This window comes from Pontimicrobium sp. MEBiC06410, from assembly GCF_053601615.1.
The window spans coordinates 43,943-61,895 of sequence record NZ_JBSHNT010000139.1 but is presented as its reverse complement, the minus strand read 5'-3'; the positions used below and the strand labels follow the sequence as shown (position 1 = coordinate 61,895).

Genomic DNA, 17,953 nt, shown 5'->3' with positions numbered 1-17,953 from the left:
ATAACCTTAAAATGTAACCACATGAAAAAAGTAATAGTGTTAGCCGTAGTCTTTCTATTTATGTCTTGTAATACAGCAGAACAGTATGAAAAGTTAAAAGGAGAATGGGTATGCTCGAGTTGGATTAATGTAGCAACAGGAAGCGATAATTGTAATAACAATGTTTATTTTAAATTTAATGAAGATAAAACCTATGCTTCAAAAATAGGAGGTAATGATACTACCGGAGAATATAAAATAATGAATGACCGATTGTACTGTACACCAAAAGGAAAATTAGAAATAGCAGTAGAAATGAAAACCTTTACTACAGATACTTTAGAGTTGGTAATGAGTCGTTCTGGAAATAAAGAATTACTAACTTTAGTAAGGAAATAAAATTATCTATGGTGATAAGGCTCATTTCGTAAAATAGTGAAGCCTCGATACAATTGTTCAATAATAAATAAACGTACCATTTGGTGAGAAAATGTCATTTTAGATAAGGAGATTTTACCTTGTGCTTTATTATACACATCTTGAGAAAACCCATAAGGGCCACCAATAATAAAAACAAGTTGTTTTATACCAGAATTCATGTGTTTCTGTAAATAATTAGAAAAGCCAACTGAGTCCATTTGTTTTCCGTTTTCATCCAAAAGCATTAAAACATCCGTATTACTTAATTTTTTTAAAATAAGCTCGCCTTCTTTTTGTTTTTGTTGCGCTTCACTTAAGTTTTTAGCATTTTTTATATCTGGAATAATATCAAAAGAAAATTTAATATAGAAACTTAAACGTTTCTGGTAATCTTCAATTAAAGTGAGTAATTGCTTATTGTCGGTTTTGCCTATGGCAATAAGTTTTATAGTCATTTTTAGAAGCAATGTTTTTTGTGATGAAAAGAACTTGTTTTTTTAAATAGGCCATAACCATTTATAACCTCTCTTTGAAAAGATAATTTCCAATCATTTTTATATTTAGACCAATCAGCTTTTTTTAGTAGTTTGCCTACTTGTTTATCTGTAATATGACCTCCACTTAGAAAATAATCGCCATCAGGTTTTATAATTAATAAATGAAAGTTAAACATTATTTTAAAGAATTTGTTTTTAAAAACACCATTATCTTTTACCCAATTAAAATCTTCATATTGATCTAAAACATTTTGTTCAGCTTTATAAAGATATATAAGTTTTATATCGTATTTCTTTTCATTTTTTTCAATACATTTTTTATGTTTCTTTACCCATTTTTTTCTGTTTTCATTAAAAATGGATTCATTAAAAGTATGAAATACATTTTTAGTATTTTTTGCATTGGCTAAAGAATCTGGCAATACGGTTTTAGGTTTTTTTAAATGATTTAGATGTCTTCTGTTTACAGAATTAAAACTAAAAAGCGAGTCATAATATTTAATAACTAGAACTTCATTTTGTTTTAATTCTATATTCGAATTTCTTGTAATAACCCCTTTAATTTGGTTGTATTGGTTTGGGGTAAGTTTTCCAAATGCATATTTAATTAATACCTTATTAATAACTAAACTATCGGTTTTGTATTTTAAACATTTAGAAAGAATACGTTTGCATTTCCTAGAATAACTAATAGAGTCAATTTCATTTAAATTTTCATCAAGGTATAACTCTGTAATAGATTCTTGAGAAAACAGAAAAAAACAATTAAAAAGGAAAAGTAAAGTAAAAAGCGACTTAATAAATTTCATGAAATTAAAAGACTTTGAAACGAAACTACTAATTAAATATTAAAAAACGTAAATCAATTTCTTATTTTAGCACTAAAGTAAAAGCCAATGATTAGTAAAGCACAATTTAATACAGAAATAGAGTTAATAATAAGTAATGCCATAAGAGAAGACGTAGGCGATGGAGACCATAGTTCTCTATCTTGTATTCCCGAATCTGCACAAGGAAAAGCAAAATTATTAGTTAAAGACGAAGGCATTATAGCTGGTGTTGAATTTGCAAAACAAGTTTTTAGTTATGTAGACCCAAACATGATGGTAGAAACATTAATAGAAGATGGCTCTAGAGTTAGCTACGGCGATATTGTATTTTATGTAGAAGGTGCATCGCAATCTATATTAAAAGCAGAGCGATTAGTACTTAATGCTATGCAACGTATGAGTGCCATAGCAACAAAAACAAGACGATTTGTAGATTTGTTAGAAGGTACAGGAACAAAAATATTAGACACCCGTAAAACAACACCAGGTATTCGCGCATTAGAAAAATGGGCGGTAAAAATTGGAGGAGGAGAGAATCATCGTTTTGCATTATACGATATGATTATGTTAAAAGATAACCATATAGATTTTGCTGGAGGAATAACTAAAGCAATAGATAAAACAAAGCACTATTTAAAAGAAACCAATCGCAATTTAAAAATTATAGTTGAAGCACGAGATTTAGACGAAATAAAAACCATTTTGCAAAGTGATGGCGTGTATAGAATTTTAATAGATAACTTTAATTACGAAGATACCAAAACAGCAGTAAAACTAATAGGAAACAAATGTTTAACAGAAAGCTCTGGAGGAATTAATGAGAAAACCGTTAGAGAATATGCACTATGCGGAGTAGATTATATTTCTAGTGGAGCCTTAACACATTCTGTATACAATATGGATTTAAGCTTAAAAGCGGTATAAGTAAATAAAAACAAATAAATAGTAACTAATTAGGTGTCGCAAAGCATAGAAGAACAACTTAAAAAAATTCCAGTAGTAAATATCTTGGTTAATCTACTCGGTAAAATAAAATTACCTGGTTTAGAGGGGTTATCATTATATAATTTGTTGGAGTTATATATTACAGGCATAGTAAAAGGAGCTTTGGGGTCTAGAGCTAGTGCTATTGCATATAGTTTTTTCTTAGCGTTATTTCCATTTTTACTATTTGTTATTATTCTTATTCCGTATATTCCAATAGAAGGCTTTCAAACAGATTTTTTAAGCTTTTTAGAGTCGTTTTTACCACCTACAACAAGCGATTTTTTTCATGAAAACATTTTTAAAAACGTAGAAAGTTCTAATAGTAAAGACGGTTTAATCTCTTCAGTGTTTTTATTATCTATTTTTTTAATGGCTAATGGTATTAATGCTTTGTTTTCTGGATTCGAGAATTCGTATCACCAGCAATTAACACGAAATATAATACGACAGTATTTATATGCTTTAGGCGTAGGTTTAATACTCGTATTTTTATTAATGCTTACAGTAGCTGGCCTAGGCTATTTTGAAATTTATGTTTTAGATAATTTAGAGACCCATGGCTATTTACAAAAAAGGCAAATAGATTTTTGGGCCATATTGGCCAAGTATATTTTCTTTATTATTATGGTGTATTTGGCAACAGCAACACTGTATTATTTTGGAACAAAAGAAGGGAGGAAATCTAGATTTTTCTCTGTAGGAGCCATTTTTACAACATTATTAATAATATTATCCTCTTACTTATTTGGAATTTATATAGAAAATTTCTCTAAGTATAATGAATTATATGGTTCCATAGGAGCACTTTTAATTCTCCTCTTTTACATATGGTTAAACTCTAACATTTTATTGTTAGGTTTTGAACTAAATATGTCATTAACACGTTTAAGAAAGAAAAACATAAAAGCAAATGATGAGTAAATTAATATTAGGAGTGTTTCTATTTATATCGATAACAATATCTGCACAAGATGTTTTCGGTAAATGGAAAACTATAGACGATAAAACAGGAGAAGCAAAATCTATTGTAGAAATTTATAAGCGAGATGGTCAAGCCTTTGGTAAAATTGTTCATATAATAGATCCATCTAAAAGGGAGGAATTATGTACCAAATGTGAAGGAGATGCTAAAAATAAGCCAATTTTAGGGTTTGAACTGCTTAAAAACATGAAGAAAAGTGGAAAGTATTATAAAAATGGTACTATTTTTAATCCAGAAGATGGTAAAGAATACAAATGCAGGTTATTAGTAACAGACGATCCCAATGTACTTCAAGTTCGTGGATATATAGCTTTTTTTTATGCCACTCAATATTGGGAGCGAGTAGTGGAGTAAACATATTAATAGACAAACCAAATAGAGGGAACTATTGTATCATTTTATAGATGTTATATTACCAATACCTTTAGAAAAACTATTTACATATAGTATAACTAAAGCAGAAGCAGACTTTTTAAAGGTAGGCATGCGTGTATCTATACCTTTCGGTAAATCTAAAATATACACAGGGTTAGTAGGAGCGATTCATACCCAAGCCCCTTTGGCTTACGAGGCTAAAGCCATTCACCAAATATTAGATGAATCTCCAATAGTAACTAAAAAACAGTTAGAGCTTTGGCAATGGATAGCTAAATATTATATGTGTAGTGTTGGTGAAATTATGCGAGCAGCATTACCCAATGCTTTTATTTTAGAAAGTGAAACACTAATAAGTAAAAACAGCCTAAAAGAAATAAATGATGAAGAATTAAAAGATGATGAGTTTTTAGTATACGAAGCATTACACTTTCAATCGGCATTAAAAATTCAGGAAATATCTAATATTTTAGATAAAAAAAATGTACTACCAGTAATTAAGCGCTTAATAGAAAAAGAAGCCATAACATTACAAGAAGAAATTTACGAAAAGTATAAACCTAAATACGTTAGGTACGTAAAATTAAATGCAAATTATACCTCTGAAGCGTCATTACAACAATTATTAGATGACCTAAGTAGAGCAGCGAAACAACGACAAGTTATAATGACACTGTTTTCTATTTCTGCAAAAACCAAAAAACCAATTAAAGTATCAGATTTAGTAGCAGAGAGTAAAACCTCTTCAGCAATAATAAAAGCATTAATAGATAAAGATATTTTAGAAGAATACCATATTCAAACCGATCGCGTACAATATTCTGGGGAGGACAATGAAAACTCAAAAGCATTAAACGAATACCAAACCGAAGCATTACAGCAAATACAAGAGACCTTTACAACACAAAATGTAACCCTGTTGCATGGTGTAACATCATCAGGAAAAACAGAAGTCTACGTTAAACTTATTGAAGCTATTTTAGAAAAAGGAGAACAAGTCTTGTATTTACTACCTGAGATTGCTTTAACAACACAGTTAGTTAACAGATTACAAAATTATTTTGGAGAACAAGTGGCAGTGTTTCATAGTAAATATTCGGTTCACGAACGTGTTGAGGTGTGGAATAATGTGTTGAATAATTCCGCAAAAGCGAAAATAATTTTGGGCGCAAGATCCTCAATCTTTTTACCATTTCATAAACTAGGATTAGTAATAGTAGATGAAGAGCACGAGCAATCCTTTAAACAGTTTGATCCAGCACCGCGATATCATGCCAGAGATACAGCTATAGTATTAGCACATTTACATGGAGCAAAAACATTATTGGGGAGTGCAACGCCAAGTTTAGAAAGCTATTATAACGCTAAAGAAAATAAGTATGGTTTAGTTGAAATTACTAGACGTTACAATAATGTGCAATTACCAGACATAGAACTGGTAGATATAAAAGATAAGCACAAGCGAAAACTAATGAAAGGGCATTTTAGCGATAGAATGCTAGAAGAAATTGCCGAAACATTAGAAGAAGGCCACCAAGTTATCTTATTCCAAAACAGAAGAGGCTATTCTCCCATTGTAGAATGTAATACCTGTGGGCACTCACCACAATGTCCTAATTGCGATGTTAGTTTAACTTACCATCAATACCGTAACCAATTGCGTTGCCATTATTGTGGGCACACAAATGCCATGCTTCAAAAATGTATGGCTTGCGGTACGGCTAACCTAGACACCAAAGGATTTGGAACAGAACAAATAGAAGCCGAAGTAAAACAACTGTTTCCTAAGCATAACGTAGGACGTATGGATTTAGATACCACAAGAGGTAAATACGGCTACGAAAAAATAATAACTGCCTTAGAACAACAAGAAATAGATATTTTGGTAGGAACACAAATGCTTACCAAAGGTTTAGACTTTAGAAACGTAAAATTAGTTGGTATTATGAATGCCGACAATATGCTAAACTTTCCAGACTTTAGAGCACACGAACGTAGTTTTCAACTCATGTTACAAGTGTCGGGTAGGGCAGGGAGAACCGATAAAAGAGGGAAGGTATTAATACAAACCTATAACCCATATCATAAAATACTACAGCAAGTCTCTACCAATAATTATAAGGGGATGTTTAGTGAACAATTGCAAGAACGCTATAATTTTAAATATCCACCATTTTACCGCTTAATTAAAATAACAATTAAACACAAAGATTACGATCGTGTAAATATGGCTAGCGAATGGTTTGCAAAATCTTTACGACAAGTTTTTAAAGCAAATATTTTAGGACCAGAGTTTCCACCAGTATCTAGAATTAGAAATCAATACCATAAAAATATTCTAATAAAAATAGCGCCAAAACAATCGTTAGGAAAAACTAAGGAAGCCATAGCTAAAATAAATACAAGTTTTAGTCTAGTAAAAGATTTTAGACCAGTACGTGTAATTATTAATGTAGACAATTATTAAGTTCAGTATTCAGTATTCAGTATTCAGTATTTAGTATTTAGTAAAAAAGTGATATAAAGTATAGAATATATTTTGCACTCCATTTTTTATGTTTTGTTTCTTAGAGGTTAGAGGTTAGAGGTTAGAGGTTAGAGGCTAGAGGCTAGAGCATAAAAAAATCCCACTCGTAAAAGCAGGATTTTCAGTATTCAGTAATTTTTCAAATAAATTAAATATTATTTAAGGCATCAACAAGTAATGTCTTCTTGTTTCTACTTAAAGGAATTTCGTAAGAGCCAACTTCAACATTTTTACTGTTAAAGCGATCTACCTTATCTAGGTTTACTATATAAGATTTATGTATTCTTAAGAATTTACCTTCAGGTAACTCGTGCTCAAAAGCTTTCATTGTAGATAACACAACTAAACTAGTTTCTTCAGTAACTAATTTAACATAATCACCTAAAGCTTCAATCCACTTAATATCTTTAACATAAACTTTACGTTTTTTAAGGTTACTTTTTACAAAAATATGTTCACCTTCAGTTTCGTTAAAGTCTAATTTTAATTTATGTTGTTCTAGAGCTTTATCTACAGCTTGGTTAAAACGAGCTCTAGTTATAGGTTTTTGTAAGTAATCGGTAGCGTCGTAATTAAAAGCTTTAAAAGCATACTCCGTTTTCCCTGTAACAAATATAATTTGAGGCTTATTGTTTAATACATCTAATAACTCAAAACCATTTAAAACAGGCATCTCGATATCTAAAAATATTAAATCTACTTTTTGAGTATTTAAACCATTTTTAGTTTCAAGCGCACTACTGTACTCTGCAATAAGATTAAGCGAGTTATGATTTTCTATAAGCTTTACAATAGATAACCTTTGTATCGCCGAATCATCTACTACTACACAATTTAGAGTCATAAGGGTTTTATATTTGGGTTTAATTATCGACAATGTTACAAAAAATTCGGTTAAAAACCAAAAAACATCGGCAAAGTGTTTTCTTTAACATTTATTTAACATAAAAACCGAATGCTTTAAAATTGTCTGAACTTTATTTAAAAAGTATTGTAAGATAGAATAAAATTAATTACTTTTGCAGCCATTTTTAACAATAAAATAGATTTTTATATGAATCATTATGAAACTGTTTTCATCTTAAATCCCGTTTTATCTGAGACACAGATAAAGGAAACAGTAAAGAAATACGAAGACTTTCTTGTTTCTAAAGGAGCTAAGATGATATCCAAAGAAGATTGGGGGCTAAAAAAATTAGCTTACCCAATTCAAAACAAAAAAAGTGGATTTTATCACTTATTCGAGTATCAAGTAGATGGTGCTGTAATTAACCCTTTAGAAGTAGAGTTTAGACGTGATGAGCGTTTTATGCGTTACTTAACAGTTACTTTAGACAAGCATGCTGTAGCATGGGCTGAAAGAAGAAGAACTAAACTAAAACAAAAAGCGTAATTATGTCTTCAATAGAACAACAATCGAAAGGAAAAAAAGAAGGAGAAATTAGATATTTAACTCCTTTAAATATTGAAACAAACAAAACTAAAAAGTATTGTCGTTTCAAAAAGTCTGGAATTAAGTACGTAGATTACAAAGATGCAGACTGGTTATTAAGATTTGTAAACGAGCAAGGTAAAATTTTACCAAGACGTTTAACAGGAACTTCATTAAAATATCAAAGAAAAGTATCTGTAGCAGTAAAAAGAGCGCGTCACTTAGCGTTATTACCATACGTAACAGATTTATTAAAATAAAATACCGTAACAATGGAACTTATATTAAAACAAGACGTTGAAAATTTAGGATTTAAAGACGATATTGTAACAGTAAAGAACGGTTATGGTAGAAACTTTTTAATTCCTACAGGGCACGCTATTTTAGCAACAGCTTCTGCAAAGAAGGTGTTAGCTGAAAACTTAAAGCAACGTGCATACAAAGAACAAAAAATAGTTGATGATGCTAATAAAGTTGCAGAAGCACTTAAAGCATTAGAAATTAAAATAGCATCTAAAGTTGGAACAGGAGACAAATTATTTGGTTCTGTAAATAACATAGATATTGCTGAAGCTTTAGAAAAAGCTGGACAGTCTATAGATAAAAAATTCATTACAGTAGCAGGTGGAAACATAAAGCGTTTAGGTAAATATACTGCCGCTATACGTTTACACAGAACTGTATCTGTTGATTTTCCATTTGAAGTTGTAGCAGCACAAGCTTAATACAAACTCAAATTAAAATTATAAATTAAAACCGTTTAGATACAGTCTAAACGGTTTTTTTAATTAGTATTAGTTATGAAAAAATATGTTGTAATACTCTTTATTATAGTATTTAGCATTTCTTGTAAAAAAGAAACAACTAAAACCGTACTAGATGCTAAAGTAGAAACCAAACAAGTAAAACAATCTGCCTTAATTAATGCATTTAAATATAAACCAAATGCAGAACCAATTATAAGTGTACATAGAGGAGGGAAAGCTATTAAAGGTTATCCAGAAAACTGTTTAGAAACTTTAGCTTACGTTAATGATAGTATTAAAGCAATTTACGAAATAGATGTTGCTAAAACAAAAGACAATGTTTTAGTTTTAATGCATGATAATACTATAAATAGAACAACAACAGGAAAAGGGAAAGTTGTTGAAAATACTTATAATGAGTTAAAAGCATTTAATTTAGTTGATGACTTTGGAGTAATAACAGAATTTAAAATTCCACTATTTAAAGAAGTGTTATTTTGGGCTAAACAAAATAATGTTGTATTAACTGTAGATATTAAAAGAGGAGTTGATGTCGGTGCAGTTGTCGATTTAATTAGAGAAGTAAAAGCCGAAGATGTATCTATAATTATAACTTACGATTTAAAACAAGCTGAAGCAGCCTATGCCGTTGCACCAGAATTATTATTATCAGTTTCAGCTAGAAATACTAAAGAGTTAGATTGGTTATTACATTCTAAAATACCAACTCAAAATATGTTAGCCTTTACAGGTACACGATTATCGGATACTACACTCTATAATGCAATACATGCAAAAGGCATAAAAACAATTTTAGGAACTTTAGGAAATTTAGATAAGCAAGCAGAAATTAAAGGAGACGCATTATATAAAACTTGGGTTGAAAAAGGAATAGATGTTTTAGCAACAGATAGACCTTTCGCAGCAGCGAATGCTGTGAATTAAATAAAAATTACGTCAGTTCGAGTGATTCCGATTGCTATCAGAATTGTATCGAGGACTAATTTTATCTCAATGTAAAAGAAGTTTTAAAAATATATTATATAGTAAAAAATTCCTATGAAAATGGGAATTGAAAAAAAGGTTTTTTTCAATGAAATACGCAAGACTAACAAAAGAACAATTTGAAGAGTTACACCAAGAGTTTATAAACTTTTTGGCAACACAATCTATTACAGCAGACGAGTGGACAAATCTAAAAGCCAATAAACCAGAAATGGCAGAAATGGAATTAGATGTTTTTAGTGATTTAATTTGGGAAGGTGTTTTAGGGCAAGCTAAATACCTAGAGCATATATCGCCTAATAGCATTCATTTATTTGCTTTAAATGATGACCACATGCATCTTATTGGAATTAAAATTAGTAATGATAAAGATGTTACCACTAAAGAAGGGTTTAACTGGCTTAGAGAAAACTTAATGGATGACGCTGTAGAGTTTGTACAAGCTAAAAAAGACTATTCGGAAGATGATAAACTAGATAAGTTTAAGCTAATAGAGCAAGGTGCTAATATTACAAAAGGGGAGTTGTATAATTATATGCACAAGTTGATTAACTAGCAAATAAAATCCTGTGAAAACAGAAATCTTGTTTACGATTATAGAGCATTTCAATGTATTAATATATTTTGAAATGCTTTTTTATTAAAAAGATTCGCAATACCAATAATCATTAATTATTTTTGTCATTCCTGCGCAGGCAGGAATCCACTTCAAAACGCAATGTCACATTGAATGTAGTTGAAGTGTAATAAAATAAAGAGGATAAACATTAAACAGATTTCTGCCTACGCAGGAAATATTATGGCACAAAAACCAAGCACGCCAAAAGGCACAAGAGATTTTAATCCAGAGCAAGTTGCAAAGCGTAACTATATATTTAGCACCATAAAATCAGAATTTCAGAAGTTTTGTTTTCAGCCTATAGAAACCCCAAGTTTTGAGAACTCTTCAACCTTAATGGGGAAGTATGGAGAAGAAGGTGATCGCTTAATTTTTAAGATTTTAAATTCAGGAGATTATTTAAACCCTAAAAAAGGAGCTATTTCTGAGGCTGAATATGTAGAGAGAAATAGTAATACGTTAACGAAATATATTTCAGAAAAAGCATTACGTTACGATTTAACAGTGCCCTTTGCACGCTATGTAGTGCAGCACCAAAATGAGATTAGTTTCCCATTTAAGCGTTACCAAATACAGCCAGTTTGGAGAGCAGATAGACCACAAAAAGGGCGTTTTAGAGAGTTTTATCAGTGTGATGCAGATGTTGTAGGTTCTAAGTCGTTGTGGCAAGAAGTAGAGTTTGTGCAATTGTATGATAATGTGTTTTCTACTTTAAACTTAAAAGGCACAACCATAAAAATAAATAATCGTAAAATTTTATCGGGTATTGCTGAAGTGATTGGAGCAAGCGATAAATTAATTGATTTTACTGTTGCTTTAGATAAACTTGATAAAATAGGAGAGGAGAAGGTTAAAGAAGAAATGCTAACCAAAGGAATCCCGCAAGAAGGCATAGATAAATTACAACCTTTATTTAGTATTTCGGGTGAATTTGGTTCTCAAATAGAAAGCTTAAAAGACATTTTAAGTACTTCTGAAGACGGTAAAAAAGGAATTGAAGAATTAGCATTTATAAATGACGCCATTTCAACCTTAGGTTTAAAAACTGCAACCTTACAACTGGATGTTACTTTAGCTCGTGGTTTAAATTACTATACAGGTGCTATTTTTGAAGTCTCTGCTCCAGAAGGTGTAAAAATGGGCTCTATAGGAGGCGGTGGTCGTTACGATGATTTAACGGGTATTTTCGGGCTTAAAGATGTTAGCGGTGTTGGTATTAGTTTTGGTTTAGATCGTATTTATTTAGTCCTAGAAGAGTTAGGTTTATTCCCTGAAGCCATTACAAAAAGTACCGAGGTAATATTTATAAACTTTGGAGATAAAGAGGCGTTATTTAGTTTAAAAGCTATAAAAACTCTAAGAGAAGCTGGAATAAATGCTGAATTATATCCAGATATGGGAAAATCGGGTAAACAAATGAAAAAGCAAATGAATTATGCTAATAAGCGTGAAATTCCTTTTGTAGTTTTAGTAGGTGAGCAAGAAATGAATGCTAATGTGTACACTTTAAAGAATATGAACTTAGGAGAGCAATCTAAAGTTTCGTTAGAAGAATTAATAGTCTCTGTTAAAGGATAAGCGTTTTAAAATAAAATGATAAAAACTCCTAAAATAATATTTTGGGAGTTTTTTTGTTTTCTATGAGTTTTAAAACCCAATTTTATTACGTTCTAAATTATTATAGTTAGCGTCTGTATAGTTGTAAATATCAGAAATAGTAAGTCCTTTATCTGTATTTTTAAGTTTTAAAGCGGTTAACAAGTTGTTTGTTTTTTCTAGCGTAAGTGTTTTAAACTCATACATAGCAATTAGTCTTCCTTTACGCATTAATGCTGTATCTATTTTAGATAAACTGGTATTAAAAGTGCAAATAACTTTAATGTTTAGATAGTCGCTAAACAAACCATCGGTTAATTGTAAAATGGTAGACACTACAGAGTTTTGATTAGACTGCTCTCTGGATGTTAGTACTTTTTCGGCATCTTCAATAATGAGTATAGCGTTTCGCTGTTGTAATAAGAACGAAATAAAATCGGGATCTAGAAGATTATTTACAAATTCATTCTGGATAAAAATGAAATTTAAATTATTGTGATTACTAATTAAACTCTTTATGTATGTTGTTTTGCCTGTTCCAGGAATACCATGTAGTAGTATTAGCCCAGATTGTTTAGATTGTATTGCTTCAGAAATCGTGTTATGCGTGTTTGCAAAATCATCATTATAGTTACTTTTTATGTCTAAATCTATGTTTTCTGTTCTAACATCTTCAGTGTCAAAATGAGAATGAGATTTAATTAATACTTTAAATGTCGATTTTTTAGAGAGGCCAAAAGTTTGTCTTAACTTATGGTTTGTGTTTATAATCCATTGTTCTAGTTCAAGGTCTTTACAATCATAAAGGAACTCTACATCTAGCATATCATTTTCCAGAGTAATCCATATTAAGCACTTTTTAGTATTGCTTTTATAAAGCATTTGGAAAGGAAAATCTTTACTATAATCTGCATTGCTAGAATCTTCTGTATTCCATGCTTTAAAGACTAATTCGTAATTATTTGTGTCTAGGCTTATAAGATCTAGAACTTTAGCTATATTTTTTTTAGATTCTTCTAAAGGTGTTTTTAAGGTTAGTATAGATGATAGCTCATTGTATAATAGTGTAAAAAACGAAGTGCGTTCAAATTCATTGTAGGAGTCGAATGCTTGAAGTAACTTAGACATGTAATCTGTTTTTTGAAAATGATTGCTTTTTCTAATAGAAATATATGGTAAACTTAATCATTTATTTTTATTAAATAAGTAGGAAGCTGGTTAAACGCTACATAAATAAAAACCCCAAGAGTAATTCTTGGGGTTTCTTTTTAACTTAAAACGAAACTGTTATTCAATTAACACTTTTTTCGATAGTCTGTTGTCTGTGGTTATAATTTCTAAGATATAATTTCCAGTAGCTATCGCGTTTGTTTTAAGTTTTACAAAGTTTTGCAATTCTATAGTGTTAAATTCTAGAACGCTTTGTCCTGTTATATCGTATAACTTAACAAAGGTAATAAATTTTAGTTCAGGATTATTAATAACAATGCTATTAGAGCTATTTTCAAAATAGAATTGTATCCCAGTTTCTTCAATTTCAAAATCATCTATACTTAATGTAATAACCTCCTCATTGTTTTTAAAACGTAATTCAAAACGATCAAAATAATCCCCTGCAGAAATATTTAAAGTTACATGTCCTGCTCTTAAATCATGATAGACTTCTGTTTCAGAATCATATAAGTAAATGTTTAAGTCTTCAGGTACATTTTCTAAGGCATCAATTTTAAAAGTGTTATCTCCATCTGCGCTGGTATGTAGTCCAAGTGGTAGGATGGTGTTTTCATTAATGACATTTATTCCTTGAATAGATAATTTAATATCATCAATCATCCAGAACATATCGTCTATTTGAGATTCTACATTTTCTGCATCATATCCATAATCCATTCCTACCGTTGCATTTTCGTCTGCAGTAATTAATATTTGTCTACGTATAGTATTTACAGAGTTTAGTCCTAATCTAATTTTTAATCTATTATCTATTTCTGGAGTCGTATTATTTGTTAGGTTAGAATTGTTTTTTATAAATATAGAACTTCCATTTTCTTTTTGAAAAGCACGTTGTCCATTGTTAAAAACAATATGTCCTGTAGCTTCTCCACTTACAAAAAAGCCTTGACCTACGGGAATGTAACGACCTGGTAATTTTGTGGGAGTACCTCCGCTTCCTAATGTATTAACTCCTAATGCAGCTGCAGGTACAGCACCAGATAAATTATATGTTGCATAACCACCTTGGTATTCTGCTGTAACGTGAGATCCGCCTCCCCAATGTTCCCAGAAGTATAATGTTCCATTTGTTGCACCTGTTCCTGTAATTGTAGCTGCGTTGTCTATAATAAACTTATTGGCGTCTAATGCAGATGCGTATGGGTTTCCAACAAGGTATTCATTATCTGCTGTAATAGGTAGTGTAATATCTCCGTTATTTGGTTTACCTTCAAAAGTATAATTCTGCTCTAAAGCAACATTGCCTTCTGTATTGTTTACGCCTTTCATGGTAAAACCTTCACCTGCAAGTACTGTTCCTGTACTTCTTATTTGTTGCCAATCGTAGAAACTACCGCTTTGGTTGCTGTATTTAAATAACCAGAAGTCTGCTATGGTTATTGGCGAACCATTACTACCATCGAACCCTAAGTCTGTAAAATTAATATCTATAACATTATTAGGGTCTGTTCCATCTTTTAAAACCGTTGCTACTGTGTACTCGTTATTATTACTTATTGTGTTACTAGTTCCTACTGGAGAGCCCCAATAATTATATGTATATAAGTCTTGAGTGCCTTGTTGGTCGCGTTCTAATGTTCCAGAGCTATTGGCATCGAAGTCGCTTCCAACTGTTTGTATTAATTGAGATTCGCCTTGTAAATCTAATTTACCATGAATATTTAAATAATGTGTAATTGTTAAGCCGTTTCCTGTATCTGTATCATTACTTCCGTTAACTGTTAATTGTGCATTTTCTATAGATAAGGCTAAAAGGGTTCTATTATCTCTATTAGAAATAGGTAAATTATTATTACTTAATGTAATATTGTTTTCTGTTTTAACAATATTCCAGTCTATTGTAATATTGGGGTTTACTATAGAAGCCGAACCTGGAATGTATTGGTCTGTTCCATTTTGCCATGTCGTGTTGTTGTTCCAATCTCCATTAGTGGCAGTTTTATAAGGTAGAGGAGAGGATTGAAACTCTAAAGTAAATTGGTCTGGATTTGCTAAACTCCCTCTATTTCCGTTACCAGAAACATCATTTAGGTGGGTTCCTATGTAGGAATTCATTGAGTAGTAAGCTAAAAGATTGGACCAATCTACTGTTTCTATCTCGTTTTTTGTTATTGTGTTAGGTATAATAACGCCATTTACTTTATCTCCATTTCTAATAATTTCCTGATTCATAATGTAGCGTAATTGGTTTAAAGAAAGTGCTTCGTCCCAAATACGTATTTCATCTAAATCTCCTTTAAAGTGATTACTTATATTACTATTATCTACATATAGCGCTCCAATAGCAAACTGAGAATTATTGGCTGTTGAAGCTATCATTGTTGAAGTGTTGTCTAGTATGCCGTCTATATACAGTTTTACAGTAACTCCATCGTAAGTAGCAGCAACATGATGCCAAATATTATTGGGTAGTGTTGTGTTAGATTCAATTTTATCTAAGGCTGTATTGCCTACGGCAAAACTAACCTTATTATTATCTGTAAGGAATAACTTATAGCCTTCAATTCCGTTGCTTTTAGCGACTATAGTTTTGTTAGAGTTCGCAGCATTTGAACCATCTGGCTTTATCCATGCAGAGACAGTAAAACGTCCTGCTAAATCTAATTTATCTCCAATTAATGTAAAGTTGTCTACACCATCAAACCCTAAGTGTCTTGTTCTAATTTCTTCATGTGCAACTCCAAAAGTGAAATATTGAGTGTCATGAAAATCGAATAGACCTTCTCTTGTTGCTAAACCATTAAATGAGCTAGGGTCCATAAAAATTGTTTTTACATCTTGAGTAAAGTTTTCATCGTTAGCAACAATCATAACATAGGCATCATTACCAACTAAAGGAGGTAATCCAGCAAAGTCTGTATCGAAAACAGAAACTTCTACTTCGCCAATGTTACTAGAAGGTGTTTCTGTTATTTTCCAGCTTCTATTCATCATGTCGGTAACTGTGGTAACTGTTGCTGGCCCTAAATTTACTACTATAGAGCTTGCAGATGCGTTGGTGTCTAAACCATTATTTCCCCACATTAAAAAATTGTTATTTGTAGTAAACTCTTCGGTATTTAAACTATTAGTTAACTCTGTGTTTGTTAGGGATAAAGAGACTATTGCACTATTATTAACGCTTCTGGATTGTTTTTGGTTTAATAAGGAATTATCATCTCGTCCTATTCCTGCAATATCAAAATTGTATCCTGTATTTGCAGAGGCATCCCAAATTGTAGTTTCGTTAGAGTCTACATAATCTTGACTTACTCCATTAACTCCAAGTGTAATGCCATATTTAATGGCTAAATAAGACTCAATTTTATTTCGATTTGCTTGATTATTTCTTGCTGTAAAAGAAATAACTTCAAGTATGCGACCGTCTAGACTACCATTAAACCCTTCACTTCGCCCTAGCCAGTATTTCCCATTATCTATAGTGCCAAATTGTGGTACGCCTACTTGTGTATTAACTACGTTTTCACTGTTATATAATAGTTGATATCTAGTATTGTTGTTATTATGTCTGGCATTTATAATCCCTACATTATCGTAATTAATAGTGCTACTTGTTTGTGCTACTCCATAACCTCTACCATTTACAGGTGTAGACCCGTTTGGGGTTGTACCGTGTGCGTAGGCTAATACTTCATTTTCAAATCTTATGGAATAGCGGCCTAATCCAATTCCAGTACCATCAGTTTCTTGTTCTGAAGTGTTAGAATCTGAACAAAAAATATCCATACTTGGTGTTGTTGAAGTTGTATTAGTGTCTGGAATAATAACAAGGTAAATATCGTCTGAATAATATCCTGCTGCACCTTGCATTTCATTTCTATCTGTATCTGTGTATGAAAAATCTAATCCAGCAGTTGAAGGATTGTTTTCAAAATCGACTACAGGATTAAAGTTAACATTAAAATTTGGGTTGTCTCTATAGGTCGGTTCTTGGCCAGGAACATTTACAGTTGCATCGTTGTTATTTGCTTGATCGCTCCATAAGGAAACCGCTTCCCCATCATTTGTACCTGCACCTTGATCTGCTTTTAGCCATAAACCAATATTTGTAGTGATGCCTCCTGGTCCTTCTGTAGGCGTATTATTGCAATCGTTTCCAAATACGTTAAAATTTAATGTTACTCCGGTTGGTGAAGCTGAATTGCCTGAATTAGATAACACCGTTATTCCTGCCGATTGTATAGTAATATTTGAAGAAAAGCCATTCCATCCATCACCAAAATTATCTAACAAAATAACAGAGTAATTTGTACCATTTGGTAGGCATCCTAGGTCTAGTGTTGTAGAAAAAGAGTTGTTGATACCCCCGGTAAATCCATTATCGATAGTAGCTATTAAAACACCACTTGGGTCATATATTTCGGCTCTGTTTTCTGAGGACCAATTAGGCCAGTTTACAGAGATTTCTACAGAGGAATTTTGTGCCTGTATGCTATTGGATAGTAGTGTTAAAATTAAAATAAGCAGTAATTTTTGGGCATAAGTAGTCATGATACCCGTAGGAGTAATTTTTTTCATGGTAGCAAATTTTTGGGTTAATTACTTTCTTTTAAACTTATCTATTGAGGTTTTAAAGAGAGTTTTAGAAAAAACACGTGGCCTAGTGCTTTTTTATGTTATACTCTAACTTTTTATGTTTAAAGCGTTTACCCTATTTAAGACGAATACATTACAATTTGCTTACGTTAGTCTTTAATTTTTTTATGTTAAAGTTTTTGAGAATAA

Annotated in this window: 16 protein-coding genes; 11 read left to right on the top strand and 5 right to left on the bottom strand. The window is 31.3% G+C overall.

Annotated elements, in window-relative coordinates; all coding sequences use genetic code 11:
• Nucleotides 1-21 precede the first annotated feature (21 nt).
• Entirely contained in the window at nt 22-378 is a 357-nt protein-coding gene (locus ACVC08_RS03620; RefSeq protein WP_452601023.1) for a lipocalin family protein, read from the top strand.
• 2 nt (nt 379-380) lie between these two features.
• Here ACVC08_RS03620 and rlmH read toward each other — a convergent pair whose 3' ends face one another.
• A complete protein-coding gene (rlmH, locus tag ACVC08_RS03615; RefSeq protein WP_452601022.1) occupies nt 381-854 on the bottom strand; it encodes a 23S rRNA (pseudouridine(1915)-N(3))-methyltransferase RlmH in 474 nt (157 codons plus the stop codon).
• Nucleotides 855-856: 2 nt separating this feature from the next.
• Entirely contained in the window at nt 857-1,705 is an 849-nt protein-coding gene (locus tag ACVC08_RS03610; RefSeq protein ID WP_452601021.1) for a hypothetical protein, read from the bottom strand.
• An 87-nt stretch (nt 1,706-1,792) separates the two neighbouring features.
• Here ACVC08_RS03610 and nadC point away from each other — a divergent pair, with 87 nt between their 5' ends.
• From nadC to priA, 4 genes are read left to right on the top strand one after another with little or no spacing between them, the layout of a single operon-like run.
• Nucleotides 1,793-2,650 carry a carboxylating nicotinate-nucleotide diphosphorylase gene (nadC, locus tag ACVC08_RS03605; RefSeq protein WP_452601020.1) on the top strand — a complete coding sequence of 286 codons (858 nt, stop codon included), beginning with the start codon at nt 1,793-1,795 and terminating at the stop codon, nt 2,648-2,650.
• A 33-nt stretch (nt 2,651-2,683) separates the two neighbouring features.
• Nucleotides 2,684-3,634, top strand: a complete 951-nt coding sequence (locus ACVC08_RS03600) for a YihY/virulence factor BrkB family protein (protein ID WP_452600202.1) — start codon at nt 2,684-2,686, stop codon at nt 3,632-3,634.
• Nucleotides 3,624-4,049 carry a DUF2147 domain-containing protein gene (locus ACVC08_RS03595; RefSeq protein ID WP_452601019.1) on the top strand — a complete coding sequence of 142 codons (426 nt, stop codon included), beginning with the start codon at nt 3,624-3,626 and terminating at the stop codon, nt 4,047-4,049. The genes ACVC08_RS03600 and ACVC08_RS03595 overlap by 11 nt, the downstream gene beginning before the upstream one ends.
• Nucleotides 4,050-4,083: 34 nt before the next feature.
• Nucleotides 4,084-6,537 carry a replication restart helicase PriA gene (gene priA / locus ACVC08_RS03590; RefSeq protein ID WP_452601018.1) on the top strand — a complete coding sequence of 818 codons (2,454 nt, stop codon included), beginning with the start codon at nt 4,084-4,086 and terminating at the stop codon, nt 6,535-6,537.
• A gap of 208 nt (nt 6,538-6,745) precedes the next feature.
• On the opposite strand, the gene ACVC08_RS03585 is transcribed toward priA, so the two are convergent.
• Complete coding sequence (locus ACVC08_RS03585) at nt 6,746-7,441, bottom strand: LytR/AlgR family response regulator transcription factor (RefSeq protein WP_452601017.1); 696 nt, start codon at nt 7,439-7,441, stop codon at nt 6,746-6,748.
• 210 nt (nt 7,442-7,651) lie between these two features.
• Between ACVC08_RS03585 and rpsF the strand changes: the two genes are divergently transcribed.
• From rpsF to hisS, 6 genes are all read left to right on the top strand, one after another.
• Nucleotides 7,652-7,990 carry a 30S ribosomal protein S6 gene (rpsF, locus tag ACVC08_RS03580; RefSeq protein ID WP_452600285.1) on the top strand — a complete coding sequence of 113 codons (339 nt, stop codon included), beginning with the start codon at nt 7,652-7,654 and terminating at the stop codon, nt 7,988-7,990.
• 2 nt (nt 7,991-7,992) lie between these two features.
• Entirely contained in the window at nt 7,993-8,289 is a 297-nt protein-coding gene (rpsR, locus tag ACVC08_RS03575) for a 30S ribosomal protein S18 (protein ID WP_452600286.1), read from the top strand.
• 12 nt (nt 8,290-8,301) lie between these two features.
• Complete coding sequence (gene rplI / locus ACVC08_RS03570) at nt 8,302-8,754, top strand: 50S ribosomal protein L9 (RefSeq protein WP_452600287.1); 453 nt, start codon at nt 8,302-8,304, stop codon at nt 8,752-8,754.
• Between the two features lie 75 nt (nt 8,755-8,829).
• Nucleotides 8,830-9,720: a glycerophosphodiester phosphodiesterase family protein gene (locus ACVC08_RS03565; RefSeq protein ID WP_452601016.1), complete on the top strand. Its 891-nt coding sequence runs from the start codon at nt 8,830-8,832 to the stop codon at nt 9,718-9,720.
• 148 nt (nt 9,721-9,868) lie between these two features.
• The gene (locus tag ACVC08_RS03560; protein ID WP_452601015.1) at nt 9,869-10,336 is read left to right on the top strand and encodes a DUF6495 family protein; all 468 of its coding nucleotides are present in this window, start codon (nt 9,869-9,871) and stop codon (nt 10,334-10,336) included.
• A gap of 243 nt (nt 10,337-10,579) precedes the next feature.
• Nucleotides 10,580-11,977: a histidine--tRNA ligase gene (hisS, locus tag ACVC08_RS03555; RefSeq protein ID WP_452601014.1), complete on the top strand. Its 1,398-nt coding sequence runs from the start codon at nt 10,580-10,582 to the stop codon at nt 11,975-11,977.
• Between the two features lie 69 nt (nt 11,978-12,046).
• Here hisS and ACVC08_RS03550 read toward each other — a convergent pair whose 3' ends face one another.
• Together ACVC08_RS03550 and ACVC08_RS03545 are read right to left on the bottom strand one after the other, a co-directional pair.
• On the bottom strand, nt 12,047-13,123 hold the full coding sequence (locus tag ACVC08_RS03550; protein WP_452601013.1) for an AAA family ATPase: 1,077 nt from the start codon (nt 13,121-13,123) through the stop codon (nt 12,047-12,049).
• A gap of 159 nt (nt 13,124-13,282) precedes the next feature.
• Entirely contained in the window at nt 13,283-17,746 is a 4,464-nt protein-coding gene (locus tag ACVC08_RS03545) for a LamG-like jellyroll fold domain-containing protein (RefSeq protein WP_452601012.1), read from the bottom strand.
• Nucleotides 17,747-17,953 lie beyond the last annotated feature (207 nt).

What these genes read in the sequence shown, in the direction of transcription:
- rplI (WP_452600287.1), top strand. Translation starts at nt 8,302, where the DNA reads ATGGAACTTATATTAAAACAAGACGTTGAAAATTTAGGATTTAAAGAC.
- ACVC08_RS03585 (WP_452601017.1), bottom strand. Translation starts at nt 7,441, where the DNA reads ATGACTCTAAATTGTGTAGTAGTAGATGATTCGGCGATACAAAGGTTA.
- nadC (WP_452601020.1), top strand. Translation starts at nt 1,793, where the DNA reads ATGATTAGTAAAGCACAATTTAATACAGAAATAGAGTTAATAATAAGT.
- ACVC08_RS03565 (WP_452601016.1), top strand. Translation starts at nt 8,830, where the DNA reads ATGAAAAAATATGTTGTAATACTCTTTATTATAGTATTTAGCATTTCT.
- ACVC08_RS03620 (WP_452601023.1), top strand. Translation starts at nt 22, where the DNA reads ATGAAAAAAGTAATAGTGTTAGCCGTAGTCTTTCTATTTATGTCTTGT.
- rpsR (WP_452600286.1), top strand. Translation starts at nt 7,993, where the DNA reads ATGTCTTCAATAGAACAACAATCGAAAGGAAAAAAAGAAGGAGAAATT.
- ACVC08_RS03610 (WP_452601021.1), bottom strand. Translation starts at nt 1,705, where the DNA reads ATGAAATTTATTAAGTCGCTTTTTACTTTACTTTTCCTTTTTAATTGT.
- rlmH (WP_452601022.1), bottom strand. Translation starts at nt 854, where the DNA reads ATGACTATAAAACTTATTGCCATAGGCAAAACCGACAATAAGCAATTA.
- ACVC08_RS03560 (WP_452601015.1), top strand. Translation starts at nt 9,869, where the DNA reads ATGAAATACGCAAGACTAACAAAAGAACAATTTGAAGAGTTACACCAA.
- ACVC08_RS03550 (WP_452601013.1), bottom strand. Translation starts at nt 13,123, where the DNA reads ATGTCTAAGTTACTTCAAGCATTCGACTCCTACAATGAATTTGAACGC.
- hisS (WP_452601014.1), top strand. Translation starts at nt 10,580, where the DNA reads ATGGCACAAAAACCAAGCACGCCAAAAGGCACAAGAGATTTTAATCCA.
- ACVC08_RS03595 (WP_452601019.1), top strand. Translation starts at nt 3,624, where the DNA reads ATGATGAGTAAATTAATATTAGGAGTGTTTCTATTTATATCGATAACA.
- ACVC08_RS03545 (WP_452601012.1), bottom strand. Translation starts at nt 17,746, where the DNA reads ATGAAAAAAATTACTCCTACGGGTATCATGACTACTTATGCCCAAAAA.
- rpsF (WP_452600285.1), top strand. Translation starts at nt 7,652, where the DNA reads ATGAATCATTATGAAACTGTTTTCATCTTAAATCCCGTTTTATCTGAG.